The sequence below is a fragment of the Pseudomonas sp. P7758 genome, assembly GCF_013386485.1.
In the GTDB taxonomy this organism is placed as follows: Bacteria; Pseudomonadota; Gammaproteobacteria; order Pseudomonadales; family Pseudomonadaceae; genus Aquipseudomonas.
The window spans coordinates 1-25,123 of record NZ_JACARS010000018.1 but is presented as its reverse complement, the minus strand read 5'-3'; the positions used below and the strand labels follow the sequence as shown (position 1 = coordinate 25,123).

Genomic DNA, 25,123 nt, shown 5'->3' with positions numbered 1-25,123 from the left:
AGTGATGCTGGAGAGAACGCCCCGCCTTTGGTTGAAGTGCGGGGTGTTTTGGTTTTGTTCGCCGATAGGGTTGGAGTGGCTCACTGGCTTGGCTGGAAGTGGTCTGTCATGAGCGGCTACTGTCGGCCATTAGTCCATGCGCTGCATGGAACCGGTCATCTGGGCGATTTCCGCCAGTTGGTGGCGCGCGCCTTTTTTGAAGGTGCCGCTGGCGTGAGCCAGCTCCTGACCCAGTTGGCCGAGGCCGTGGGAGTCGCGGGCGACGCCGTCGATCAGGCCGTAAAGTGATCAAAACGGGTGGCAAGGGAGACATGCACTTTTCCGGACTGCCCTTGACGGCCTCACCGCTGAACTGCGTGGTGACGGCGAGCATTTTTTCGAGCATTTCCTGGCTTTCTACCGCTTCGGTCTGGCTGTGCACCGCGAGGTAGAGCAGGGCGACCGTCTCCATCACCACGTAGAACGCGTGGACGAAAATCATGCTCCAGCCGCCGTGATGCTCCATCACAAACACCGGGAAACCCTGGTGCTGCAAGGCATGAAACACCACGTGGTGTACCGCGATGGTGACAGCGGCCACCAGGATAGGCAGCCAGTCGCGGTAGAACGTCAGCACCGCCAGCAGCGCGAAGATACCGAAGTGCGATTCGATGACACCCTGGGCCTGGTTGATGTGCAACGCCGCCATGACCATCAGGCCGACGCCAAGGGCGCAACGCATCAGGCGGGTGCCGCCGATGACGCGATAGGCCAGGGTCAGCACCACGCTGGTGCCGCCGCCTATGAAGAGCGCTTGAAGCAGCGTGTCGTGCCAGAACGCCAGGCCGAGGGAGAAGAGGGTCATCAGCCAGATCAGGGCGAGCATGATGCGGTCGGCTTTGCGGTAGTGCTCGATGAAACGGGCTTGGGCAGGCATTCACTCGTACTCCATGTGGACGGGCCGGGGTGAGGCAAGCATGCGACGTGCCATACGAGCATGCGGGGAGCGAATCGGGTGTAGGGGAGCGGGGGTTGATTGATGGTAGGAGGTTATCGGCGTTTTTGGGTGGGGCTTTAGGGGGGATAAGCCAGAAGCTGCTTGTTAAGAGGGGCAGCAATCGGCTTGCAGCCGGTCGCGCCCGACGCAGTCGATCAAAATCATCTGCTCATTCACGGTTTGAGGGGGCGGGAAAAATTCAGACGCCTTGAAGGTCGATGACTCAGCTCTTGTAGAGTAACGCCTCAACTACAACGCCAAACGCTGACGAATGTTCACGGCGATTGGGGTAGTAGAGATGGTAACCGGCAAAGGGTTGGCACCAATCTTCCAATACCCGCACAAGGCTACCGTCGGCAAGCTCCTTCGCCACCATGTCCTCTGGCAGGAAAGCCAAGCCACATCCCGCCACGGCCGCACGCAGAATGGGCACGCTGCTGTTGAATGTCCATTGGCCTTCGACGCGGGCCTTGAGTTCGTGGCCATCCTTTTCGAAATCCCATTGCATCAGGCTGCCGTGAGTCGGCAGGCGCAGGTTGATGCAGTTGTGCGCCGCCAGATCTCTCGGTTCCATCGGGTAAGGCCGCTGCTGGAAATACTGCGGTGAGCCGACAACGGCGATGCGTAACGATGGCCCGATCGGCACGGCGATCATGTCCTTGGCCACCTGGTCACCCAGTCGAACACCAGCGTCATAGCGCTGCGCGACGATGTCGGCGAGGGCGTAATCGACGGTGATTTCGACCTTGATGTCCGGGTAGTCGGGCAGCACCTTCAGCAGCTTCGGCCAGAGAATATTGTTCGCCGCATGCTCGGACGCCTGAATCCGTACATTGCCGGCGGGGGTGTCGCGAAACTCGCTGACGGCAGCCAGTTCCAGTTCAATTTCTTCAAAGCGCGGCGCCATCGCTTGATACAGGCGTTGGCCCGCCTCCGTTGGTGAAACACTGCGCGTAGTCCGCGTCAGCAAGCGCACGCCCAGCCGGGTTTCCAGTGCCCGCAGAGTGTGGCTCAGCGCTGACTGCGAAACGCCCAGTTGCGCGGCAGCACGGGTAAAACTGCCTTCGCGGGTGATGACCACGAAGGCTTGCAGGTCGTTGAGATTGGGGCGGGACATTGATGAGAACCTCTCATGAGGAGCGCGTGATTATTCCATGAAAGCAGGTCGCGCACGGATGTGCGACCCTTGGCGCGCTGATCACAAGGTGCGTGCGTAAAAATCCGTCAGTTTGCCGATCGCCGCATCGACATAACGCGGCACCCAGTAGGTTTCAATGTGGGTGGCGCCATCGATGATGAACACTTCCTTGTCGGTGGTGCCGGCGGCTTTGGGAAACGCATCCTGAGTCATGTACAGGCTGTCGGCCTTGCTGCCGGCGATCATCAGCAACGGTTGATTGATCAACTCGATATGGTCGGTGGCGTCGAAACGCATCAGGTCAATAAGGCTGCTGGTGGTGTATTTGAAGGTCGAGTTCGGGTGCGCGTGGGTTTTCCAGTAGTACTCATAGCCTTGGCGATACAGTTCGAAAGGCAGTTTGGCAGTCTGCTCATCGGTGAGGTTGGCATCCCCCGTATACAGCACCGCGCCCCCCGCTGCTTCTTGCGCGCGGGCTGCTGATGCCTGTTGCAAACGTTGCTGGATGCTGTCCAGTTGCGAGTCGCTGTAGCCGTTGCGGCGTACTCGACCCGAGTTGAACATGCTCACCGTTGCCAGGGATTTGAAGCGTTTGTCGGTTTGCGCCGCCGCCAACGAATAACCACCGCCGCCACAAATGCCGAGCAGGCCCAGACGATTGTCATCCACGCCAGCGAACTGGCTGATGAAATCGGCCATGCCGTGAATGTCTTCGATGCGATACGCCGGTTTATCGATGCTGCGCGGCTGACCACCGCTGGCGCCCTGATAGGCCGCATCGGCCGTGATGGTGATGTAGCCCTGTTCGGCGAGGCGCTGGGCATACAGACCGGCGACTTGCTCCTTTACGCCGCCATTTGGATGCGCAACCACCACGGTCGGGTAGGTCTTCTTCGCGTCGTAGTTGGCAGGCGTGTAGACGTTGGCGGCGATGTCCAGACCGTTGAGCTTATAGCTGACCGGGTGGATGTTGACCCTGCCCGGTTCGTTGCGGGTGATCGCGCCGTCGTAGGCGAGGGTGAATGGGTTCTTCTTGTAGTCGGCGGCCAAGGCTTCGCCTGCCGAGAGGCCGACCAATGCCGACATGAACGTGGCTTTGAGGGTGTTCTTCACGTGAAGCTCCTGAGCAAAAAAAGGACGGCAGTTGCGAAAGTATTTGGGTCAGTCCAGCTGTTTTTCTTTGAGGAACTGCGCGACCAGGTCAGCGATCTGCACGTTGTTCAGATCCGACATGGGGAAATGGGTATTGCCGTGAATGCCAATCTCCGGCAGGTGTATCAGTCGCACATCACCGCCATGGCGATTGACCGCGTCACGCCAGAGCCGGGCCATTTTCAGGCGTGCGCGCCAACTGTCCTGAGCGGGCAGATCGACTGCCTGTTCCGGGATGTTGTCGCCGTACAGGATCAGAATCGGAATGCGCGTCAGTGCCATGAATTGCTCCATCGGCACCGCTGCGCCTTGCACCGTGTCGAACGCGCTGGGGATCGGCGCCGGCACTTCACCGTCAGCAAACACGAAACTGCTGCCCGGTTCGAACGCCACGATGGCTTTGACCTTGTCGTTCTTGATCGCCGTCAACCAGCCCGGCCCGCCGCCCTGAGAATGGGTAAACAGGATGCCGGGGCCGATTTTGTCGAACAGCGCCGACACACCATCGGAGACCACGCCCATGTCAAACGGCCCGGTGTTCGGTGTCATAGCCCTGAAAAACTGCTCGCGGGTCTGGGCGTCCTGTGCCACTTGCACGCCGTTGAAGTAGCGGGGCCAAAGGCCGATACGGAACTGGTTGAACCACAGTTGTTCGTCCGGCACAGGCTTGATGGTAGTCTCGACCATGCTGCGCCCGGCATCACCACGCCGGGGTTGATCGATCAGATAGACGCCGTAGTGGCGGCGCAGAAAGATGTTCTGAAAACCCTCGCGACCATCGGCGGTGGTTTCCCAGGTCTTGGAAAACTGACCTGCGCCGTGCCACATGACGATGGGCAGTTTTCGCGCGTCCACCGGGATTTGATAGAAGGCGTAGGCGTGGTCACCGTGGTAGGTCTGACCGTTGGGCGTCATCGGTTGGCGCGGGTTGAAGGTGCCCGGTGCCGTGGTCATCGTTCCGCCGGCGGCGAAGCTGCCTTGTTTCTGGATCAGCAGCGGGCCTTCGGAGTGGTTCGCGCAGGCCGCCAACAGGCTCAACAGCATGACGCTCAGCAGACGTTTTGCAGTTCTCATGTCACTTCCTCGACGCCGCGAGGGCTTGGACCAGCGCTGCGTTGGCCCGCTCGGCAGTCTGTGCATCGCCATGCTTTTTCAGCAGTTCGGTGACTAGGTGCAACTGTGCTGCGCTGAGCCCGACGCGCAGGCTCGCCGCCATGTGCGAGCGCAACTGAGGCTCGACCCCCGGCGTCGCTGCCAGCGCTCCGACAGTCGCCAATTCGCGACTTTGCCAGTCGAGGTTGTCGCGCTCGAAGATGTCGCCGAACAGGTGCGTTTGCAGGAACTGGTTGATCACTGGGGCGAACTCGAACACCGGGCCTTTGACCGGGGCGCCGGAGATTTTCGTTTGATTCGCCGTACCCGCTGCCAATAGCTCATCCCCCACCGGTATCACCCGGCTCGGCTCACGCCCCGGCGCATCGTCAAGGCCGCGTTGTTTGCGCGCCTGCACCACGGTCATCAATTCATTCAAGGCGTTGAGGCTGCGCGGGAAGCCGACGTAGGCGTAGAGCTGCACGAGGACTTCGCGGGTTTCGCTAATGGTCAGGCCGGCATCAAGCCCTTGGTTGAGCGCCGTGTTGAGGTTGGGCATGTCGCTGGTCGCCATGAACGCCGCGATCAGTGGAATGGCTTGTTGCTGGCTCGACAAGCGGGCTGCGCTGGCGGGTGTGCTGGTCATGGTGGGCGAAGCCTCGGCTGCTTGAGTGGTGACGCTGAACATCGCCCCGACGCTCAGGCAGAGCGCCATGAGTGTGGGGAGGGCAGTGCGGTTGCGGGTGTCAGTGATCATCGTGAAGGGCTCCATCCATTGCGGGGCGCTGCGGTGTTGCTGGATCGTAAGGAGGATGGTTGTGGCGATTAACCCCGAAATAGCGCATGGACTCATGAGCAGAACTCATGAGTCGACGTGCGATAACCGCTGGAATCCCGGTGCGGGCAGGTTGTTACGGGGCATTGAGGTTACGTGGCGGTTCGCCGCGAACGTGCCGGTCGAGCAGCTTCGACACATTCCGTAACTTTATTGGCCGGCGTATTGCGCCTCCGAGACCTGCTCCGCCCAGGTGACGGTCTTGCCATCCTCGGCTTCAGCGATGGCGATGTGGGTCATGCCGTTGCTGGCCGTGGCGCCGTGCCAGTGACGGGTGTTCGGTGGAATCCAGACAGTGTCGCCCGGATGGATCTCCTGACGCGCGCCACCCTCTTGCTGCACATAGCCGACGCCGGCAGTGACGATCAGCGTTTGTCCCAGCGGATGGGTGTGCCACGCCGTGCGTGCGCCGGGTTCGAAGGTCACCGTGCCGCCACCGATGCGCGCGGGCGCTTCACCTTTGAACAGGCCATCGACGCGTACAGAGCCGGTAAAGTTTTCCGCTGCGCCCTTGATCGAAGGCTGGGATCCGTTCGGCGTAACGCGGATTTCGCTGGCGGCCTGGGACTCTGCCGCCATCAGTGACAAAGCAACGAGTGGCGCAATCAATCGGTTCATCGGATGAGTTCTCCGGTCAGACAGAGAAAGCGACGCCGCACATGGCGCCGCGTCGGGCAGACTCAGAGTCCGGTCATTTTCAGTGCCGACTCCGGCAGACGTTCGCCGTGCACCCGAATCTGTGCCATCTGTTCGTTGATCACGCGCAGATCGTCGCCGTTCAATTGCAGCTCGACCGCGCCCAGGTTTTCTTCCAGGCGATGCTGTTTGGTCGTGCCCGGTATCGGCACAATCCACGGTTTCTGTGCGAGCAACCAGGCCAGTGCCACTTGCGCCGGCGTGGCGTGTTTGCGTTGCGCGACGGCTTTCACCACATCGACCAACGCCAGATTGGCCCTGCGCGCTTCAGGGGAAAAGCGCGGGACGAAATTGCGGAAATCGCTCGCGTCGAACTGCGTGTTCTCGTCGATCTGACCGGTGAGGAAACCGGCGCCCAGCGGGCTGAACGGTACGAAGCCGATCCGCAGTTCTTCCAGCACGGCTAGCAGTTCCAGCTCCGGGCCACGCCAGAACAGCGAATATTCGCTTTGCACCGCCGTGACCGGTTGCACCGCGTGGGCCCGGCGAATGGTTTCCACACCCGCTTCAGAAAGGCCGAAATGCTTGACCTTGCCCTCGGCGATCAGATCCTTGACGGTGCCGGCCACGTCTTCGATGGGCACCTGGGGATCAACGCGGTGCTGATAAAACAGGTCGATGCAATCGGTGCGCAGACGCTTCAACGCCGCTTCGGCCACGGCGCGTATATGCTCCGGGCGGCTGTTGGTGCCGCCGCCACGTGCGCCGGTGATCAGGTCGATATCGAAACCGAACTTGGTGGCGATGACGACCTGCTCGCGGATCGGCTGCAAGGCCTCCCCCAGCAGCTCTTCATTGGCGAACGGGCCATACGCTTCGGCGGTGTCGAACAAGGTGACGCCTTGCTCGTGGGCCGAACGAATCAGCTTGATCATGCTGGCTTGGTCGGCTGCCGGCCCGTAGGCCGACGTCATGCTCATGCAGCCAAGACCCAAGGCGGACACTTCCAGGCCATTACCCAACGTGCGGATTTTCATGGAGTTACTCCGTACAGAATTCGATTAGTGCGTGAGAGGGTGATCTTTCAGCCAGCCGTTCACGCGTTCCATGGTCTTGCGCTCCTGCTCACCCTCCATCACAAAACCTTCCAGCACTTTGGCCTTCGGCGCATGCTTGACCAGCACACGGCGGCTGTTGCCCAGGCCATATCCACCATGGGTGTTGAAGGGGATGAGGGTCTTGCCGGTCAGATCGTGGGCGCTGAGGAATGCGCGCACGATCGGCGGGGCGGTTTCACCCCAGATCGGAAAGCCGAGATAGATCGTGTCGTAGTCGCTGAGGGCGTGAACCGTGTTTTGCAGCTCGGGTTCGAAGCCACTGTCACGTTCCTGGCGCGCCTGTTCCACGGTTTGCAGATAGTCCTCGGGGTAGGCGTGGGCGGGGCGAATCTCGAACAGATCGGCACCCAGTCCACGCTGGATCAGCCCGGCGACCACGCGGGTATTGCCCGAGCGCGAGAAATACGCGACCAGAATCCGCGAGCCCGAACGCGGTGTTTCACTGGCGCCTTGCGCGTCGGCGAGCGACAGCAGCGGGGCGCTGGCCAGTGCGGCGATGACCGTGCGCCGCAGCGGATCGTGATCGGTACTCATCGACCGACGCGCGCCTTGAGAGCCTCGGGATAGCGCTCGCCTTCGATGCGGATCTGCGCCAGCGCGGTATCAATGGCCTTGAGTTCGGCAGCGTCGAGGGTGATGTTCGCGCCGCCGAGGTTTTCTTCCAGGCGATGCAGTTTGGTCGTGCCCGGAATCGGCACAATCCACGGTGCCTGCGCGAGCAGCCAGGCCAGCGCGATCTGGGCCGGTGTCGCTTGTTTCTGCGCAGCAATCTGACGGATCAACACCACCAGACCCTGATTTGCCTGCAGCGCCGACTTGCTGAAACGCGGGACGATGCTGCGGAAGTCGTCACTGCCATAAGTGGAATCGGCCGACACCGTGCCGGTGAGAAAGCCTTTACCCAATGGACTGAACGGTACGAAGCCGATGCCCAGCTCCCAAAGGGTCGGCAGGATTTCCAGCTCAGGCTCGCGCCACCACAGCGAGTATTCGCTTTGCAGCGCCGTGACCGGCTGTACCGCATGGGCGCGACGAATGGTTTGCGCGCCTGCCTCCGACAGGCCGAAGTGCTTGACCTTTCCTTCGCTAATCAGGTCTTTCACCGCCCCGGCAACGTCCTCAATCGGCACGTCCGGATCGACGCGGTGTTGGTAGAGCAAATCGATGTAATCGGTCTTCAGTCGACGCAACGAACCCTCGACGGCTATTCGAATACGTTCGGGCCGGCTGTCCAGAGCCTGTTTTGTATTGTCGGTGCCGACGGCGAAGCCGAATTTTGTAGCGATCACAACTTGGTCGCGAACTGGCGCCAGCGCCTCGCCGACTACTTGCTCATTGATATAGGGGCCGTAGAATTCGGCGGTATCGAAGAACGTGACGCCTCGTTCAACGGCTGAGCGGATCAGTGCGATGGCTTGCTCGGTATCCGTGGCCGGGCCATAGCCATGGCTCAGACCCATGCAGCCGAGGCCGAGGGCGGATACTTCGAGTGAACTGTTGCCGAGTGTGCGTTTGTGCATGTTGATCTCCCGTTGGGCGTGGGGAGACAGTAAGCGCGCTAACGACTGAGGACTAGACGGGTAAATCGGCAAGGCTTCATGAGGTTTGCTCATCAGTCCCGGAAGAGGGGCGGTGGCGACTGTCGAATGAAGGCTTGCCTCACGGTAGGCCATCACCGCTCGTACACAAAAAATCTGACACTCTCTTGATCGTTCGCTTTTGGCTGTTCTCTGCCGATCAAGGTTACAGCCTGTGATGGTCAGCTGCGCCGGCGGTATACTGGAGGGATTCCAATATACCCCGCGCCTCGCGCCCAGGCAGACCAGGGACGGTTGAATGATCCGCATCAGAACCAATTTGGCTCCTCGATGGAATCGGCAGATCCGAGAAGCCACCACGCCTCTGACAGTGCTGTCCCCCTACATCACAGAAAACAGCACGCTTAAGCTCTTGGCCAACAAGCAAGCAACGTTTTACACACGGTTCGAGGTAAGGGACTTCGTCTGTATGGCGTCAACAATCGCTGCCTTCAAGCTGTTGCTCATCAACAAGTGCACGATTTACGAGGTGAAGGACCTTCATGCGAAAGTCATCATGGACGAGGCTGACTTCGTCACACTTGGCAGCCAGAACCTTACCTTCAGGGGGGCCTCGAAAAATAAGGAGTTGAGTGTTTGTTTCGATAACAGTAAAGCCAATTCTTGTGAGCGAGTTCGGAGCGTGGTCAATGATTGGATTGACGACCCGGATCTGGAATTGATCGACTGGGCCAGGGTGTTGCGGATGGAGAAGGATGTTCGCTTAGCCAAAAAGGCTTTCGAAGAATTCAACGAAGCAATGTCCAAGATTCAGGGTAAAGCCGATACCTACCAAGCCAAGCGAGTCCAGGTTGCTCGGGATCAGCAGGAACAAGAGAGAGCTGCACGAAAGGCTAAGAACCTAGCTGCAATTGGTGCTGCCGTTCGGTCTGGCGCACCTTCCGGCACGAAATACACCGGAACAGTAAAGCCATCTGAGGGCTCTGCACGACTGAAATTTGATGCGAAGGTTGACCTGCTCCAGTGGACCAGGAAGAACGGCATCGTGCTCCCCCGGATGATTAAGTCGAGCCGTTGCCTATGCGTGCTCAATCAACAGAAGGTCGGCTGGGCAAGGCTTGCGAGCCAACAAATCACGAAATTCGCTCAAAGCATGACCATTGGTGGGATTCTGCCTAAACCGTTCGATCGGGTGGATGTGACACTCTCCGTCACCCCAAAAGATCTTGCTCGGGCGCCTTCCGACACGACTCTTGTTGCCATCTTGAAGAACGAGAACGGGACCGAACTGTGCATGGTCCCGGTTCTCTACTCAATCGACGAGATCAGCGTTCTCGACACGCTAGGACCCAAGCGAAAGCCGTCGGGTAAAAAGCTCAAGCCAATCGAGCAGCTCAGAACCGATCTGAAGAGGTGGATTGATAGCAATAGGGCTGACTTTGAAAGCCTACTGAGCCGCCACATCACCAGTACTACCCCTCTGAAGAAACGGCTCGATGGGGTCAACGCGGATGTGTTTTTTGAGGGAATGGATACGGTGGTCGATGTGACAATGGTCTTTAAAGGGCGCAACGGTACAAAGCCCATTCTTGTCGCGACCACCAGAAGCTGAAATCCCACACCTGCCTGACATCAGTGGAGTGTCCGTTTGGAGTCGAAAACGGCGTTTCGTAATGGCGGCAAATGGCCTGAAACCGCTATTGAGCGCAGCATGAGCGGCGACTTACTCAACTAAAGCGGCATCGTCGTCGCTGAGCCGCCGTAGATGCCTACAGCGCCTCGGCGATCAGTCGATTGAGCTAGTTGAGTAGCCTGGACAGCGTCCGGTTTCAGCTAGACGGCACCTCCCGATCCATCAACTTACCCATCAACAGCACCCCCAACTCACTGAGTTGATGAATAGCCAACGCCACATCACGGTCTTTCCCGCTCAGCTCGTCCGACAGATCAAGCAGCAACGCGCTGACCGAGGCAAAGGTTTCATAGCTATTGGTGATCAAACTTTCACTGCTGGCATCAGCAGCCACACTGAACAACGCACCCGACGGCGGGGCGGTTTTGGCGGAGGAGGGATTGAGATAGTGATCCAAGGCACGGTGCGCGGCTTGGTTGAGTTTCAAATCGGGAGATCCCGGAGGATTCGGCGTTACCTTGAACATCGTTAAGTTCCTTGCTCGGGCTTCCACCCCGTTGCTACTAAACGAGGGGGTGGCGGCTGTACGCAGGTTAGTAGACCGGGGGAACCTAACAAAAACCGGCGCGCCCGAGGGCGCCCTACGCACAGCCACCATCAAGCACAGACAAGGACGTCCGACAGATGAAGCTCATGCACACGTTAGGTTGAACCTCGGGCTACTAAACCCGATCACTGAGTTTTCAGCGACCGAGCAACCTTAGAGACCCCAACCCAGGTGCACAAGCCGGCGGATTCTGACGCAACTGTAGGCAATGGAGCAAGGTGCCGTGCTCACTGCCTCAAGCCACGGGACTGAAATCAATCAGTCCCGTTTTCCTTTCTCAGGCCGGCTGGGCCGCCAGGCTATTACTCACCTTGCGCCCCAACACCAGCACCGTCACAAACCCAGCGCCCACCAACGCGGTCGCCAAACTCAACAGCACCGAAGTGCCCATCTTGTCGACGATCTGCCCACCAAAGAACGAGCCCACGGCAATGATCACCTGGAACAACGCGACGAACAGCGGCATGCCCCGTTCCACATCCTTGGGCGCAACCACGAACATCCAGATGCTCGCGCAGGCCGGGAAGGCACCGAAAGCAAAGCCCCACAGGGCGATCAGCATTACTGCGCCGCTCATGCCGGTGGCGAAGTAGGGGAACAGGGCGGTGCTGGTGCCGATCATCAGCGCCACCAGCAGCAAGGTGTGGCGCACGCTGCGGTTGGCGGCGAAGCCGGCGAAGACGTTGCCCATTACGCCGGCCACGCCGTAGAGCAGCAGCAGGGAGCCAATGGTCGGGCCGTCGAAGCCGGAGCTGTTTTTGAAGAACGGCGCGACGTAGGTGTACGCGGCAAAGTGCGCGAGGCCGATCAGCAATACGGCGATCAAGCCAACCCGTGCTTGTGGGTTGATGAACAGGGCCGGCAGGTCGGCGATGCGAATGGCTTTTTCCGGTTCGAGGCGCGGCAGCAGGAACATCTGTGCCAGCAGTACCGGTATGCCCACCAGTGCGGTGACGAGGAAGGTCATGCGCCAGCCCATCAGGCCGCTCAGCCAGGTGCCGACGGGTACGCCGAGCACGGTGGCCAGGGTCACGCCCATCATGATGATCGAGGTGGCCTTCGCTACGCCCACGCCCTTGGGCGCCAGGCGGCCGCTGAGTGCGATGGCCGTGGCCCAGAAGCCGCCAATGCTGATGCCCAGCAATACGCGGCCGAACAGCAGCAGGCTGAAGTCGCTGGCGTAGGCCACCACCATGTTGGCGATGATCATGATCAGGGTCAGGCCGATCAGCAGGTAGCGACGGTCCATGGCGCCAATGCCCACCGACAGCAACGGGGCGGCGAGGGCGGCCATGATGCCGGGCAGGGTGACCATCAGCCCGGCGTGGCCGGCTCTGATGCCGAGGTCGGCGGCGACGTCGTTGAGTACGCCTACCGGCAGGAACTCGCTGGTGACCAGGGCGAACGCGCCTACGGCAACGGAAAGAATCGCCAGCCACTGCTGCAGGACGGTTTGTTGATTATGTTCGGGGAGGCCGCTAGGGGCCCGGCTTGCGCTTGGCATGGTGTCGGGTTCCGGGAGGATATTTCGCCTGAGGACAGACGGGAGGGAGAAAGTGGAGGCGATTATAGGAATGGGTTTTGGTAAGCCAATAGGCGACCGGTTCGATAGTAATCATCAGTCTCGTTGATAAGACTGCCTGCGTAGAGCGTTCTCTTCCGTGTAGACCCTAGCGATTGCCCATGGCCCGACTCCGCGCGTAATCCGGCCCGATCCCGCGCGCCAGAAAAAATCCCCCGCTGCATCCTGAGCCTCGGCATGTCGGTTTTTGCTGATGTGCCGAAGCGTTTCAAGGCCGATCAAACAATAATAAAGAGGTGTTTATGCCCGTGCTTCATCGCTCTTCATCCCCGGTTGAACGCAGTGCGCTTCATGTGTTGGTGTGTGCGTCGACACTTGCGCTGTCGTTAACCGCCTGCGCGGCCACGCCGGATCCCGCGAAGCCTTATCCCCATGCACAGGAACCGATTGGCGATGTGCAAGCCATCTATGACGGCAGGCTCAGCGAGGACTTGGCGGTCACTACCTTCCGTAATACCGACCGGTTGTTCCCGACGCGCACGATCAAGGCGGGCGGCCATCCGTTCCCGTTACCCCGCAGCAGCCAGCCACTTGGGCCGGTTGCCTTTGACTACAAAGGCAAGCATTACAGCCTCGATGACTACGTGGCGATCAACCGGGTAACCGGGCTGTTGGTGCTCAAGGACGGCAAGATCGTCGATGAGCGTTATGAAAAAGGCAACACCGCCGACACCCGGTGGATGTCGATGTCGGTGGCCAAGTCCATCACCTCGACCCTCGTAGGCGCGGCGCTGCAGGACGGCTCCATCAAGAGCCTGGATGACAAGGTCACCCGTTATTTACCCGCGTTGGCCGGTAGCGGTTATGACCAGGTCACCGTGCGCCAGATCCTGTCCATGCGCTCCGGGATCAAGTGGAACGAGCAATACACGGACCCTACCTCGGACGAGCGCCACTTGATCAAACTGCGCAGCGAACAAGTGCCCGGGTCGCTCCTCAAGTTCATGGCCAGCCTGCCCACCGCCGCGCCGCCTGGCACTCGCACCAACTACAGCACCGGTGAAACTCAAGTGTTGGGGCAACTGGTGAGCGCTGCGGTGGGCAAGCCACTGACGCAATACCTGAGCGAGAAGATCTGGGCGCCTTACGGCATGCAAACCGATGCCAAGTGGTGGCTCGACGGCCTCAATGGCAATGAAGTGGGCGGCAGCGGTATCAGCGCGACGCTTGAGGATTACGGGCGTTTTGGGCAGTTCGTGCTTAGCGGTGGCAAGGCCGGTGGGCAGCAAGTATTGCCTGAAGGCTGGTTGAGTTTTGCCAGCGCGACTACGGGTTCAGATGCGGCGTACGGTGACTTTGCGTCCATGTGGTGGCCAGGTTGGACCGACGCCTCCAAAGCGGATAAAGCCTTTACGGCGGCCGGTACGTTTGGTCAGTACCTCTACATCAATCCGACCAGGAATGTGGTGATTGTGGTGTGGCAGGCGCAGACCAAACCCACGGGTGGCAAGGTGATCGACGATATGTTTGCCTTTGATGCGGTTGCCAAAGCGCTTCAATAACCGCGAAGTACCTGTGGCGAGGGAGCAAGCTCCCTCGCCACAGGTTATGGGCTACTCAGGTAGTGTGTATCTCACATAGCCGCCCGCAACGAGCGCGGTGAAAGCCCATAATGTGACTTGAACCTCACCGCAAACCGCGACGCCGACGCATACCCGCACGCACTGGAAATCTCCCCGATGGAATCCCTGGAGGTTTGCAGCTGTTGCAACGCCGCCCCCAGCCGAACATTTTCCAGGATGGCCCTGAAGCTCGCATCCTCATTGGCCAGCTGCCGACGCAACGTCGACTCCCCCAGATTCAACTGCTGCGCGACCGTGGCAACGGTCCAGTCCCTGGACAGGTTGCTGCCGATCAACCGCTGCACGCGTTCACTCAAGGGGTCGTTGCGATCCATCAGCAACGGTCCCGCCTGGCCGGCCAGGCACAGGCAGAGCAACACGGCCTCGCCATAGTGGGTGCACAGGGCCGACGGGGCGCCGGTGCTCAGTGCGGTCAGCAGTTGGTCCCAGGCTTGTCGGGTCTGTTTGTCCAGGCGTACGCACAGGTCAGCATGCATGCTGCCCTTGAACTGCGCGCCATACCGGGCAACGAAGTTACGCAACACCGGCACCGGAAACGACACCACGTCGGCGATGTAGTCACCCTGGGCACCGGGAAAATTGGTCACCCCAAGCTCGCGGCCCGCCGGCAGTAAAATCAGGTGCTGGGGGCCGGCGCGCATTTCGCGCTCATCCCACTGCATCAGTTTTTGCCCTTGGCGCACGCGGCACAGGGCGGTCATGAAGATCGGCACACGTTGCAGGGTATGGTGTTGCCGGGCCCTGATCACGCAGCTTTCGATGATGCTTTCCCTGTGCCGCAGACCTTCGTGAACATCCATCGTGACTAGCGTCCGTAAGGGGCCGTGATTGTGGCCTTGGCCAGGCTGTTGGCATTGAGCATGTAGCCGACCAGGGCGCCGCTGGATTGATTGTCGATCGGCAGGGTGTCGACTTTCAACGCCCACACGGTGAATTGATAGCGATGCGGTTTATCACCCACGGGCGGGCAGGCGCCGCCGAAGCCGGGTTGGCCGTAGTCCGTGCGGCCTTGCACCGCCCCGGCTGGCAGGTGGGTGCCCACGTTACTCGGCAGGCTGGAGACGGTGACGGGCAGGTTCACCACCGTCCAGTGCCACCAGCCGCTGCCGGTCGGGGCGTCGGGATCGTAGACGGTGATGGCGAAGCTTTTGGTGCCCGCCGGGGCGTTGGCCCAGGACAGGGCAGGGGAGGTGTTGCCGCCGCTGCAGCCGAAGCCGTTGAATTCCTGCAGGTGCGTCAGCGGGCGTTGGTCGGCAATGTCCGGGCTGTTGAGTGAGAAGCTGGCGGCGTGTCCGCTGGCGGCCATGATCAGGGTGATCGCGGGGGCAAGTGCTTTGAGTTTCATCGCGGTGGTGTCCAGGCGTGGTTTGAGCCTTGATCCTAAACAGCGCGTAGGCACGGCACTGCGCCGAAGCGCTCGATGATTGTGCCGAAACGCTCTGCCCACTAAGGCTGAGCCCTCAGCGTCCGGATGATGAACGCATGCAGGCTATTGACCGCCTTGGACCCGCGGGACGCCCGGCTACGCAGAATCGAAACCTCCATGGGCTCAATGCTGCCCAAACCGTGCTCGTCACCGAGTACCTGAAGCGAATCCTGCACGGTGCATTGAGTGATCGCGGCAATCGCGAGCCCGCCCTCGACGGCGGCCACCTGGCCGGCAAGGCTGGAGCTGTTGTACACCACCTTGAATTCGCGCCCTTGCTGGGTGAGTGCGTTCACCGCATACCGCCGGGCGAGGCTTGCGCTTTCGTAGACGGCGATGGGGATCGGGTCGCGCCGCCACAGTTCGAACTGCGGTGAACCTACCCATACCATGGGCTCCTTGAACAGGAAGGTGCCGCTTTGGGGCGAGTCCCGAGACACCAGCGCCAGGTCAAGATCGCCGCTGCGTAACTGCGGGATCAGCGTGGTCGACTGTTCACAGGTCAGTTCGATTTCCACACCGGCGTAGCGCGGCGAATAGCGCTTGAGCAGCGGCGTGAGGTACCGGGCCGCGTAGTCTTCGGCAACGCCAAGGCGGATGCGCCCGGTCAGCTCTTCACCGTGAAACGCCGCCTGGGTTTCAGCGTGCAGGGCGAGCATGCGCCGGGCGTAGCTCAGCAGCGTCTGGCCATCGGCAGTCAGTTGCAGGTGCCTCGGGCCGCGACTCAAGAGCTGTCGCCCAAGGGCGGCTTCGAGTTTCTTCATCTGCATGCTGACGGCGGACTGCGAGCGGTTGACCTCGTGGGCGGCGCCAGACAACGAGCCGGCATCCACCACGGCCACAAAGCATTTGAGCCAATCGAGTTGCAAATCGCTGGCGGGCATCGCGCTGACCTCTATTCGTTAATCGAATGGCTAAGGCCTGAATTATGCGCTTTTCATGGACGCTTGTTCACCCGCAACATTCTGCCTTGAACCAACACCTTCTGGATCGGATCCATGCCCTTTGATACCTGGTTGCTTTACCTGGTTACCTGCTTCGGCATCTCGGTGGTGCCAGGGCCCAATGCGTTATTGGCGCTGACCCACGGTGCGCTTCACGGCAGCCGCAAAACGCTGTTCACCATCAGCGGCGGCGTGCTCGGTTTTGCGATTGTGCTGGCGCTGTGTGCGTTGGGGTTGGGTGCGCTGATCCAGGCATCGGCCAGTTTGTTCACGGCCTTGAAGGTGGCGGGCGGGCTGTACCTGATCTGGCTGGGCTTCGGGCTGTGGCGGGCGGCACCGGTCAGCCTTGAGGCGACCGGCACTACCAGCTCGCGGAACTGGCCGCTGTTCCGCCAGGGGCTGGTATCGGCGATCTCAAACCCCAAGGCCTTGCTGCTGTTCACCGCGTTTATTCCACCGTTCCTGGACCCGCACCGGAGCATCATCGCGCAGACACTCACCATCGCCCTGACCTACGCCGTGGTGGAGTTCATCGTCGAGTACCTGGTGGCCAGCGCCGCGCACCGGGTACGGCCCTGGCTGGCGCGAACCGGGCGCCGATTCAATAAAGTCTGCGGCGGGTTTTTTGTGCTGTTCGGGTTGGCCCTGCCTATCCATGCCTGAGGGCACATCCCCGCGGCTTAGGGATGTTCGATCACCATCACCGCCGTGGTATCCGCCTCAAGTGCTTCGAACACATGGGGCGCATTCGCCAGGTAGCTGATGTAGTCGCCGGCGTGCAGCAGCACAGGCGCACCGGCCGGGCCGATATTCGCGCTGCCGCTGCACAGCAGCACGTGCTCGACGGTGCCGGCAGGGTGGGGCTGAGACAGGCGCGCTTCGCCCGGCTGTACCTTTAGCCGGTAGATATCGCGACGCACGCCCGCCGGGCAATCCGCAAGCAGTGTGGCCGCGTAGTGGCCGGTTTCGGTATAGGTGGTCAGGCCCTCGTTGGCGCGAATTACCCGCAGGTGTTGCTGGGGTTGTTCGAAGAACCGGGTCACCTGCAAGCCCATCGCCGTGGCCAACGACCACAGGGTCTCGATGCTGGGGTTGCCGATGCCGGACTCCAGTTGGGACAAGGTCGACTTCGCCACGCCTGCGCGTTTTGCCAGTTCAGTCAATGAAAGCCCCGCAGCCTGGCGTTCGCGCTTGATCGACAGGGCCAGCAGGTCGATTCGGCTTGGATTGAGATTGTTCGTTATGTCGGTCATTTGTTCTTCAAATCATCCATAAATGGGTTGACGCTTTGTTGCTGGGTGTTCAGCATAGCAATCATTCGTTCATTATAAAAACCGAGTGTCGAATGATCTGGTGCGTGTTCCACCTCTGCGACTATTGGCCGTGGCTGCTCTGGCGGGCGCTCTCCTACGACCTTGAAGGGTGGCGCAGCCTGCTGGTGGCGACGCAGTTGGCGCAGCAACATTGCCGGGGGTCATTCTGCGGGCCGCTATGATTCCTTTTCGCCATCCTTCGGGATCGGGCTATGATCGCCCAATCCGAACCAGACGCTCCCCAGACCTATGCCCGTTGACCTGCAAGCCCTCTATCCCAAACTGATCCACTTGATGCTGGATACGGTGTTCGTGGTCGACAGTGAAAACCAGATCGTGTTTGTGAGTGATGCCTGCGAAGCGCTGCTGGGGTACCGCGCCGAGGAGCTGACCGGCACCCTGATCACCCACTACATGCACCCTGAAGACCTGGCCCGCACCCGGGCGTCGATTGTGCGGGTCATGAATGGCAAACCCCACGTCGACTTCCGCAACCGCTATATCCGCAAGGATGGCAGTGTGGTGCACATTCTGTGGGCGGCCTTCTGGTCCGAGGAAGTGGGGGCGCGGATCGGTGTTGCGCGGGACGTAACCGCCCTGACGCAGGCGGAGGAAGAGCTGCGTTTCCTCGCCCATCACGACCCGTTGACGGCTCTCACCAATCGCTCGCTGTTCAATGACCGGTTGGACGAGGCCCTGCAAGCCGCCCACCACCACAGAAGTCCTCTGGCCTTGCTGTTTCTGGACGTGAATGACTTCAAGGCCATCAATGATGTGCACGGGCATGCCGTGGGCGACCGCGTGCTTTGCGTGATTGCACGACGGTTGGAAGGGTGTGTGCGTGAGAGCGACCTGGTGGCCCGGATGGGCGGGGATGAATTCACCGTGCTGCTGACGGATATTCAGTCACCGGAAGCCGTGTCGGCCAAAGTGCAGCAGATAGTTGCGGTGATGACCCAGCCCCTGAGCGCTGAGTTTGGCGCGGTCAAGATGCCGTCCTGCAGTATCGGCGTAGCGTTTTACCCGGCGGATGGAGCAGATGCCGACAGCCTGCTCAGCCACGCGGATGGCGAGATGTACCGGGTTAAAAGGCAGCGGTTTGCAACCGATTAACGCTGCTGGAAAGCAATCTTCAGCCCCAATCCCATGAACAACGTCCCAATGATCTTCCCCTCCCAACGGCGCAGCCTTGAAAGGCCCACCATCCATTGGCTCAACGGACGAATCGCCAGCGAAATCAGCGTGGTGTACACCGCACTGAGCACCGAGAAGATCAACCCCAACACCGCGAACTGCGCCAGGGAAGAACCCGATTCCGGGTGAATGAATTGCGGCAGGAAGGCCAGGAAGAAAATCGCGGTTTTCGGGTTCAGCACTTCGGCAACCACCGCCTGGAAATACGCCTGGGTCGAGGTCACGGTGGGCAGGTTTTTGCGCGTGGTGGCGCCAGGCTTGGCCATGAAGGCGCGTACGCCCAGGTAGATCAGGTAACAGGCGCCGACGATTTTGACCACGTTAAACGCCACGGCCGAGGTCATCAGGATGGCCGACAGGCCGAGCGCCGCGCACAGCGTATGGATCAGGTCGCCCGAGGCCACCCCCAGCCCGGTGGCAATCCCGACCTTGCGCCCACCCTGGAGGGTGCGGGTGATCACCAGCAGCACGGCTGGGCCGGGAATCAGGAAAAGGCCGATGACCACGGCGACATACGTCAGGATGGGGGCGAGTTCGAACATGCTGTGTTATCTCAATGCCGGATGCGTCCTACAGTAATCCTCATCCCGGGGATTAACGCAATACAGATGAACACCCGCCGGAACCGCCTGGCCTTTTACTTCGCAAACGCATATTCACCACCCTGTTCCAGCGCCTTGCGATACGCCGGCCGTTCCTGGAACCGTTGCACCCATGCCGCCACATTCGGGTAGGCCTGCAGCTTGCCCTGAGCCCGGGCGATTTCGCCGATGAAGCTCATCTGGATATCCGCGCCGGTCAATTCGTCACCCACCAGGTACGGCGTGAGCCCCAGTGCGTTGTCCAGATAACCCAGGTAGTTCGCCACCTCGGATTCGATACGCGGATGCAACGGCGCACCCGCGTCACCCAGGCGCCCGACGTACAGGTTGAGCATCAGTGGCAGCATGGCCGAACCTTCGGCGAAGTGCAGCCATTGCACGTATTCGTCATAGGTTGCAGTGGCCGGATCCGGTTGCAGGCGGCCGTTACCATGGCGGCGAATCAGGTAGTCGATGATGGCGCCGGACTCGATCACCACGTGGGGACCGTCTTGAATCACCGGTGATTTGCCCAGGGCATTGATCGCCTTGAGTTCAGGGGGCGCGAGGTTGGTTTTCGGGTCGCGCTGGTAGCGCTTGAGCTCGTAGGGCAGGCCGAGTTCTTCGAGCAGCCACAGGATGCGTTGCGAACGGGAGTTGTTGAGGTGGTGGACGATGATCATGGTGGCTCCGCTGGGCGAGAATAGAGGCGTATAGGGACAGACCGCGGTGGCGCTGTGGAGTGCCGTGAATTAAATCTGCTTCGATAAAGGCATGAAAGATGGATAATCACGCCGGCAAGCACTGATTACACACCGGATAGAAAACATGAATCGTCAAAAAAAACTACAGCAGCTGTTCAAGGCCAAGGCCAAAAAGGCCAGCGCCAAATTGGCACCGGCCAAAAAGGATAAATACATCAGCAAAGCAGACCGATTGAAGCTGGCTGCCGAGTCCGGTGATGAGCCTGTTGTTACCTCTGAGAGCTGATCCAGAAGGCCTAAGCATTACCTGATAGGGAATCGACGGAAAAACCATGAACACTGCTCAACTCGCGATTCAGCACTACATACTCGCCAAGGACGGCAACCGCCCGCATTTGCTCAGCCGGGCGTTTGTTCCCGAGGCAATCCTGGACATGGTGGTACGCACCGGGTCCATCTCGTTTCCGCCCCACGTCGAAGGGGTGGGCGGCATCGGCGATGTGCTGGTGAGGCGGTTCGGGCAGACCTTTGAAAACGTCTATACGTTTTGCCTGGGGCAGCCACCGCGGGCGGGGGCCAAAACCTATCAGTGCAAATGGCTGGTGGGCATGTCCGACAAGAACTCCGGCGAAGCCCGGGTTGGGTGCGGAGTGTATGAGTGGCAGTTCAGTGTCGAATCGGGGCTGGTCGAAAGGCTGACGATTACCATCGAGCATATGAAGACACTGCCGGCGTCAGACCTGGGGAGCGTGATGAGCTGGGTGTCCGGCCTGAGTTACCCATGGTGCAGCCCGCAAGCCGCCGTGAGCGAGGCTCCCGATATTGACGGGATTGGAGAGGTGCTCCAGTACCTTGCGGCCTTATGACTCGATGTTGCACCGTAGATCGAAATCTGCCCGTGCCTGTTCAATCTCCTCCAGGTTGTTTGCCGCCCAGACCCACACGCCACAAAAGGCGGCACCCAGCGTAAAGCCGAGGGTTGTCAGGCTGTATTCAACCTTCGGCGGTACGACGGGGTAGACCTTGCGCACCACCAGGCCGTCCCTCTCCATCCCCCGCAAAGTCTGCGTCAGCATCTTCTGGCTGATGCCGCCGACTCGCTCACTCAGGCGCGTGAAGCGCAGCGGCGTCGTCTCGATCAAGGCTTCAAGAATCAGCATGGTCCATTTGTCTGCAACGCGACCTATCAGGTCGGTCACCAGGGGCGCGATCCGTGGGTCCAGATCCTTCGGGGGTGTTTGCCGGGCATAAAACTGGGCGGCGGCAATCTGCTCGTCGGTAAAGCCAGGATGTTTGTTCATTCGTTGGACACTCTCTTTCAGGTGCGTATAGATCTTTTGGGTGCCTACTTACTTAAGGCCAGTGTATCCCTCAAGCTCCTTGCGTGTGACCCACCATTGGAGAGTTTCGATGAAGATGACCGGACGAACAGTGCTAGTGACGGGAGGTTCGAGTGGTATCGGGCTTGAGCTTGCCCGCCAGCTTGTGGCACGAGGCAATACCGTGATCGTGACGGGCCGCGATCAGCACAGGCTGGACGAGGCGCGGCAACTGCTGCCGAGCCTGCACACGTTTCAAAGCGACGTGCGCGACCCCGCCAGCATCCAAACGCTGTTTGCGGCAGTCACCGGTCAGTTCCCTGGGCTCGATACGCTGGTGAATAACGCGGGCGTGATGCGCAATATCAAGCTGGCCGGGGAGCGGGCGCTGGAGGACGTGACTGAAGAGATCGAGATCAACCTGAACGGCCCGATCCGGATGATCCAGCAATTTCTTCCCTGGCTGCTCAAGCACCCGCGCGGCCTGATTGTTAACGTCTCGTCCGGGCTGGCGTTTGTGCCGTTTCCGGCGGCGCCCGTCTACAGTGCGTCCAAGTCCGCATTGCACGCTTACACCCAGTGCCTGCGGGCACAGCTTCAGCACAGCGCCGTCACCGTGGTGGAGCTTGCCCCACCCGGCACCGAAACACCGCTGCTCAGGGCCGAGTTCGCGGAAGAAATGAAGAACGAAAAAGGCATGGACCCGGTGCTGATGGTGCAGCACTGCATCCGGCAAATCGAAGCCGGCCAACTGGACATATGCCCGGGGTTGAGCAAGGTGCTGAAGGTAGCCAGCCGGGTTGCGCCTGGCCTGATATTCAAACAGATGACCAAGCTCAGCCGGCTGGCGCCGGTGCGGCCTTCAACATGATCGGACGATTCAATGCGCATCCGCAGTCGGCTGCTTCGGCGGCTGCACCTTGCGCATCAACGGCACCAGCAGCACGGCGACGATGAAGCACACCATGATCATCAGGAATGCGTCCGCATAGGTCAGCGTTTGCGCCTCGCGCCAGGTCAGCGCCCATAGCTGACTCAGCGCGAACTGGCTCGAATCCAGGCTGTTTTGTCCCAGCAACTGGGCATTCCCGGAAAGCTGGTCAAGCCACACATTCATCGATTCGTTCCGGATGTTCAGGTGTTCAGCCAGGCGCAGGAAGTGCAGGTTGGTGCGGTCATTGAGCACCGTGGCGCAGGCGGCGATGCCGATGGCGCCGCCGAGGTTGCGCATCAGGTTGAACAGGCCCGAGGCGAGCTTCAGGCGGTCGGGGGCCAGTGCGCCGAGGGTCAGGGTGACCACCGGCGGCACTGCCATTTGTTGAGCAAACCCGCGTATGGCTTGGGGCAGCAGCAGCTCCTTGGCGCCCCAGTCGTGGGTGATGGGGGAGAAGTCCCACATCGACAGGGCGAATAACGACAACCCGAACATCAAAATCCAGCGCAGGTCGAAACGATTGGCCAGCAAGGCGTACACCGGGATCGCCAGCAACTGGAACACCCCCGTGGAAAACACCGCCAGGCCGATATCCAGCGAGCCGTACCCGCGCACCCGCCCGAGAAACAGCGGCGTGAGGTAGATGGTGGCGAAAATGCCGATGCCGGTGATAAATGAAAACAGGCAGCCCAGGGCGAAGTTCCTGTCCCGAAGCGCGCGCAGGTCGACGATCGGCTCCTTGATCTCCAGGCAACGCCAGATAAACAGCCCGCCGCTGATGGCGGCTATCCAGGCCGTGGTCGAGATGGTGCTGTCGCTGAACCAGTTCCAGCGCGGGCCTTCTTCGAGGGTGTATTCCAGGCAGCCGAGAAACACCGCCATCAACGCCATGCCGATATAGTCGGCGCCCTTGAGCAATGACGGGTTGGGGCGGTCGACCTTGACCAGCATCGGCACCGCAAAGGTCACGAAGAGGCCGGGCAGCAGGTTGATGTAGAACAGCCAATGCCAGGAGGAGATGTCGGTGATCCAACCGCCCACGGCCGGGCCCAATGTGGGGGCCAGGGACGCGATGGCGCCGATGGTGGAGGCGGCGATCACCCGCTGCTTGCCGTTGAAGTACATGAACGCGGTGGTGAACACCAACGGAATCATCGAGCCCCCCAGGAACCCCTGCAAGGCGCGAAACGCGATCATGCTCTGGATGTTCCAGGCCATCGCGCACAGCAGGCTGGTCAAGGTGAACCCGGCCGCCGACGCCGCGAACAGCCAGCGCGTGCTCATCACCCGGGAGAGCCAGCCTGACATGGGGATCACGATGATTTCCGCGATCAGGTAGGCGGTCTGCACCCACGCCGTATCGTCCGCGCCGGCAGACAACCCGCCGCCGATGTCCTTGAGGGAGGCGGAGACGATCTGGATGTCGATCAAGGCGATGAACATGCCCACGCACATGGTGGCGAAGGCCGCGACCTTTTGTGCGGTGCTGAGGGCGGGCAACGGGCTGTTCATAGCTGGGCCTTGAGGGCGCTGGCCTGGTCCTCGAACGCCTCATCGGTGTTGACCTTCGCCATCACCGACAGGCCCGGACGCAGGGCGCCGAAGTCGGCGTCATTGCTGTCGAGGCGCACGCGCACCGGCACTCGCTGCACGATCTTGGTGAAGTTGCCGGTGGCGTTTTCCGGCGGCAGCACACTGAATTGCGCCCCGGTGGCAGGGGCCAGGCTCTCGATGTGCCCGTGGAATTCACGGCCGGGGAGGATGTCGGCGCGGATGCTCACGCTTTGCCCGACCTGCAGGCGCCCCAATTGGTCTTCCTTGAAGTTGGCATCCACCCACAATCCTTTCGCGGGCACCACCGAGATCAGTTGGCTGCCGGCCGCGGCGTAGGCACCGACCCGGGCGCGGCGATTGCCCACGTAGCCGTCCACTGGGGCCCGCAGTTCGGTGTAGCTGATGTTCAATTGTGCCTGGTCACGTTCGGCCTGGGCCTGTTGCAGCGCTGCGCGGGCCTGGTCGCGCTGGGTTTCAATCACGTCGATTTGCCGGCGCGCCGCCATCAACCCGGCCTGTGCCCGGGAGTGGTCGGCGCGGGCGGTCTTCCATACGGCGCTGACCCGCTGTGCGCTTTCGACCGATACGGCCTGGCTGCGCACCAGGTTCTGGTAACGCGTTTGATCGTCGCCGGCCCGTTGTGCTTCGGCATCGGTGGCGTCGATCTGTGCCTTGGCCTGGTTGATCACCGCCAGTTGCAGTTGTTCGGTGGCGTCGAGGTTGGCGAGCGAGGCCTGTTGCGCGGCCACGGCGCCGTCGGCCTTGGCCAGGGCCGTGCGGTAGTCGCGCACATCGATGCGCGCCAGCACGTCGCCGGCCCGAACGAACTGGTTGTCCTGCACCGTCACTTCGCTGATATAGCCCGGCACTTTGGCGCTGATCACCGTCACATCCGCCCCGACATAGGCGTCGTCGGTGTCTTCGATAAACCGGCTGACCAGCCACCAGTGGCTGGCGTACCACACGCCGCCCGCCACGGCCAGGGTCAGCAGCCCCAGGCGTAAAACCTGTTTGCGCCGGGATGGTTGGGTGGGTTCGGGCACAGCGCTGACTGGAGCGTCCATGACGAAATGACCTCGTTGAATATTAGTGGGGGAAGGGGCTGACCAACTGGTCTTTTTCGGCGTAGGCCCGGCCGGTTCGTGCGCGCCACAGGGTCAGCGGTTCGGCATCGACGCTGACATGTACGCGGTGGCCCGCACGGGTGATGGGTTTGCCGGTGTTGGCATCCATCAACGCCAGCACCACCGGGCGCCCGGTGGCC

Annotated in this window: 27 protein-coding genes and 1 pseudogene; 7 read left to right on the top strand and 21 right to left on the bottom strand. The window is 60.8% G+C overall.

Annotated features, from left to right (window positions below; translation table 11 throughout):
• Nucleotides 1–132: 132 nt before the first annotated feature.
• From HX873_RS05375 to HX873_RS05335, 9 genes and pseudogenes are all read right to left on the bottom strand, one after another.
• Nucleotides 133–916 (bottom strand): annotated as a pseudogene (locus tag HX873_RS05375) (methyl-accepting chemotaxis protein); the annotation flags it as partial.
• Nucleotides 917–1,199: 283 nt separating this feature from the next.
• The gene (locus HX873_RS05370; RefSeq protein ID WP_003209726.1) at nucleotides 1,200–2,093 is read right to left on the bottom strand and encodes a LysR family transcriptional regulator; all 894 of its coding nucleotides are present in this window, start codon (nucleotides 2,091–2,093) and stop codon (nucleotides 1,200–1,202) included.
• A gap of 81 nt (nucleotides 2,094–2,174) precedes the next feature.
• Nucleotides 2,175–3,227, bottom strand: coding sequence for an alpha/beta hydrolase (locus tag HX873_RS05365; protein WP_008432604.1), 1,053 nt, complete (start codon nucleotides 3,225–3,227; stop codon nucleotides 2,175–2,177).
• A gap of 48 nt (nucleotides 3,228–3,275) precedes the next feature.
• Nucleotides 3,276–4,220 carry an alpha/beta fold hydrolase gene (locus HX873_RS05360; protein WP_173406085.1) on the bottom strand — a complete coding sequence of 315 codons (945 nt, stop codon included), beginning with the start codon at nucleotides 4,218–4,220 and terminating at the stop codon, nucleotides 3,276–3,278.
• Nucleotides 4,221–4,341: 121 nt separating this feature from the next.
• Nucleotides 4,342–5,115: a carboxymuconolactone decarboxylase family protein gene (locus HX873_RS05355; RefSeq protein ID WP_003209734.1), complete on the bottom strand. Its 774-nt coding sequence runs from the start codon at nucleotides 5,113–5,115 to the stop codon at nucleotides 4,342–4,344.
• Nucleotides 5,116–5,343: 228 nt separating this feature from the next.
• A complete protein-coding gene (locus tag HX873_RS05350) occupies nucleotides 5,344–5,811 on the bottom strand; it encodes a cupin domain-containing protein (RefSeq protein WP_008432610.1) in 468 nt (155 codons plus the stop codon).
• Between the two features lie 62 nt (nucleotides 5,812–5,873).
• On the bottom strand, nucleotides 5,874–6,866 hold the full coding sequence (locus tag HX873_RS05345) for an aldo/keto reductase (protein ID WP_008432612.1): 993 nt from the start codon (nucleotides 6,864–6,866) through the stop codon (nucleotides 5,874–5,876).
• Between the two features lie 24 nt (nucleotides 6,867–6,890).
• On the bottom strand, nucleotides 6,891–7,481 hold the full coding sequence (locus HX873_RS05340) for a flavodoxin (RefSeq protein WP_102605912.1): 591 nt from the start codon (nucleotides 7,479–7,481) through the stop codon (nucleotides 6,891–6,893).
• Entirely contained in the window at nucleotides 7,478–8,467 is a 990-nt protein-coding gene (locus HX873_RS05335; RefSeq protein WP_177122458.1) for an aldo/keto reductase, read from the bottom strand. Before HX873_RS05335 ends, HX873_RS05340 begins: the two co-directional genes overlap by 4 nt.
• A gap of 316 nt (nucleotides 8,468–8,783) precedes the next feature.
• Between HX873_RS05335 and HX873_RS05330 the strand changes: the two genes are divergently transcribed.
• Entirely contained in the window at nucleotides 8,784–10,097 is a 1,314-nt protein-coding gene (locus tag HX873_RS05330) for a phospholipase D family protein (RefSeq protein WP_102605913.1), read from the top strand.
• A gap of 217 nt (nucleotides 10,098–10,314) precedes the next feature.
• On the opposite strand, the gene HX873_RS05325 is transcribed toward HX873_RS05330, so the two are convergent.
• On the bottom strand, nucleotides 10,315–10,644 hold the full coding sequence (locus HX873_RS05325) for a DUF6124 family protein (RefSeq protein WP_177122457.1): 330 nt from the start codon (nucleotides 10,642–10,644) through the stop codon (nucleotides 10,315–10,317).
• Between the two features lie 358 nt (nucleotides 10,645–11,002).
• A complete protein-coding gene (locus HX873_RS05320; protein ID WP_177122456.1) occupies nucleotides 11,003–12,229 on the bottom strand; it encodes an MFS transporter in 1,227 nt (408 codons plus the stop codon).
• 320 nt (nucleotides 12,230–12,549) lie between these two features.
• Here HX873_RS05320 and HX873_RS05315 point away from each other — a divergent pair, with 320 nt between their 5' ends.
• Nucleotides 12,550–13,809, top strand: coding sequence for a serine hydrolase (locus tag HX873_RS05315; RefSeq protein ID WP_177122455.1), 1,260 nt, complete (start codon nucleotides 12,550–12,552; stop codon nucleotides 13,807–13,809).
• A gap of 71 nt (nucleotides 13,810–13,880) precedes the next feature.
• On the opposite strand, the gene HX873_RS05310 is transcribed toward HX873_RS05315, so the two are convergent.
• The 3 genes from HX873_RS05310 to HX873_RS05300 form a co-directional block, all read right to left on the bottom strand.
• Nucleotides 13,881–14,690 (bottom strand): AraC family transcriptional regulator, encoded by an 810-nt coding sequence (locus HX873_RS05310; RefSeq protein WP_177028427.1) that lies wholly within the window; start codon nucleotides 14,688–14,690, stop codon nucleotides 13,881–13,883.
• A gap of 5 nt (nucleotides 14,691–14,695) precedes the next feature.
• Nucleotides 14,696–15,235, bottom strand: coding sequence for a kinase inhibitor (locus HX873_RS05305; RefSeq protein ID WP_003215583.1), 540 nt, complete (start codon nucleotides 15,233–15,235; stop codon nucleotides 14,696–14,698).
• 101 nt (nucleotides 15,236–15,336) lie between these two features.
• Nucleotides 15,337–16,200, bottom strand: coding sequence for a LysR family transcriptional regulator (locus HX873_RS05300; RefSeq protein ID WP_177019879.1), 864 nt, complete (start codon nucleotides 16,198–16,200; stop codon nucleotides 15,337–15,339).
• A gap of 114 nt (nucleotides 16,201–16,314) precedes the next feature.
• On the opposite strand from HX873_RS05300, the gene HX873_RS05295 reads away from it, so the two are divergent.
• Nucleotides 16,315–16,923, top strand: a complete 609-nt coding sequence (locus HX873_RS05295; protein WP_177122454.1) for a LysE family translocator — start codon at nucleotides 16,315–16,317, stop codon at nucleotides 16,921–16,923.
• A gap of 17 nt (nucleotides 16,924–16,940) precedes the next feature.
• Here the strand turns inward: HX873_RS05295 and HX873_RS05290 are convergent, their stop codons facing one another.
• Both HX873_RS05290 and HX873_RS05285 read right to left on the bottom strand, forming a co-directional pair.
• Nucleotides 16,941–17,513, bottom strand: coding sequence for a helix-turn-helix domain-containing protein (locus HX873_RS05290; protein WP_008434733.1), 573 nt, complete (start codon nucleotides 17,511–17,513; stop codon nucleotides 16,941–16,943).
• Complete coding sequence (locus HX873_RS05285; RefSeq protein WP_177122453.1) at nucleotides 17,510–17,725, bottom strand: hypothetical protein; 216 nt, start codon at nucleotides 17,723–17,725, stop codon at nucleotides 17,510–17,512. The genes HX873_RS05290 and HX873_RS05285 overlap by 4 nt, the downstream gene beginning before the upstream one ends.
• Nucleotides 17,726–17,822: 97 nt before the next feature.
• On the opposite strand from HX873_RS05285, the gene HX873_RS05280 reads away from it, so the two are divergent.
• A complete protein-coding gene (locus HX873_RS05280) occupies nucleotides 17,823–18,686 on the top strand; it encodes a sensor domain-containing diguanylate cyclase (protein ID WP_003215593.1) in 864 nt (287 codons plus the stop codon).
• Here HX873_RS05280 and HX873_RS05275 read toward each other — a convergent pair.
• Together HX873_RS05275 and HX873_RS05270 are read right to left on the bottom strand one after the other, a co-directional pair.
• Entirely contained in the window at nucleotides 18,683–19,309 is a 627-nt protein-coding gene (locus HX873_RS05275; protein WP_177122452.1) for a LysE family translocator, read from the bottom strand. The genes HX873_RS05280 and HX873_RS05275 overlap by 4 nt on opposite strands.
• A 95-nt stretch (nucleotides 19,310–19,404) precedes the next feature.
• Entirely contained in the window at nucleotides 19,405–20,031 is a 627-nt protein-coding gene (locus HX873_RS05270) for a glutathione S-transferase family protein (protein ID WP_167663250.1), read from the bottom strand.
• A 145-nt stretch (nucleotides 20,032–20,176) separates the two neighbouring features.
• Between HX873_RS05270 and HX873_RS05265 the strand changes: the two genes are divergently transcribed.
• Together HX873_RS05265 and HX873_RS05260 are read left to right on the top strand one after the other, a co-directional pair.
• Entirely contained in the window at nucleotides 20,177–20,338 is a 162-nt protein-coding gene (locus HX873_RS05265; RefSeq protein ID WP_008434728.1) for a DUF2986 domain-containing protein, read from the top strand.
• 46 nt (nucleotides 20,339–20,384) lie between these two features.
• Nucleotides 20,385–20,918: a hypothetical protein gene (locus HX873_RS05260; protein ID WP_177122451.1), complete on the top strand. Its 534-nt coding sequence runs from the start codon at nucleotides 20,385–20,387 to the stop codon at nucleotides 20,916–20,918.
• Here the strand turns inward: HX873_RS05260 and HX873_RS05255 are convergent.
• Entirely contained in the window at nucleotides 20,913–21,353 is a 441-nt protein-coding gene (locus tag HX873_RS05255) for a helix-turn-helix domain-containing protein (RefSeq protein WP_177122450.1), read from the bottom strand. The genes HX873_RS05260 and HX873_RS05255 overlap by 6 nt on opposite strands.
• 109 nt (nucleotides 21,354–21,462) lie before the next feature.
• Between HX873_RS05255 and HX873_RS05250 the strand changes: the two genes are divergently transcribed.
• Nucleotides 21,463–22,242 carry an SDR family oxidoreductase gene (locus HX873_RS05250; protein WP_177069461.1) on the top strand — a complete coding sequence of 260 codons (780 nt, stop codon included), beginning with the start codon at nucleotides 21,463–21,465 and terminating at the stop codon, nucleotides 22,240–22,242.
• A gap of 9 nt (nucleotides 22,243–22,251) precedes the next feature.
• Here the strand turns inward: HX873_RS05250 and HX873_RS05245 are convergent, their stop codons facing one another.
• Both HX873_RS05245 and HX873_RS05240 read right to left on the bottom strand, forming a co-directional pair.
• Nucleotides 22,252–23,817, bottom strand: coding sequence for a DHA2 family efflux MFS transporter permease subunit (locus HX873_RS05245; protein WP_008434720.1), 1,566 nt, complete (start codon nucleotides 23,815–23,817; stop codon nucleotides 22,252–22,254).
• Nucleotides 23,814–24,923: an HlyD family secretion protein gene (locus HX873_RS05240; protein ID WP_087694676.1), complete on the bottom strand. Its 1,110-nt coding sequence runs from the start codon at nucleotides 24,921–24,923 to the stop codon at nucleotides 23,814–23,816. The genes HX873_RS05245 and HX873_RS05240 overlap by 4 nt, the downstream gene beginning before the upstream one ends.
• Nucleotides 24,924–25,123 lie beyond the last annotated feature (200 nt).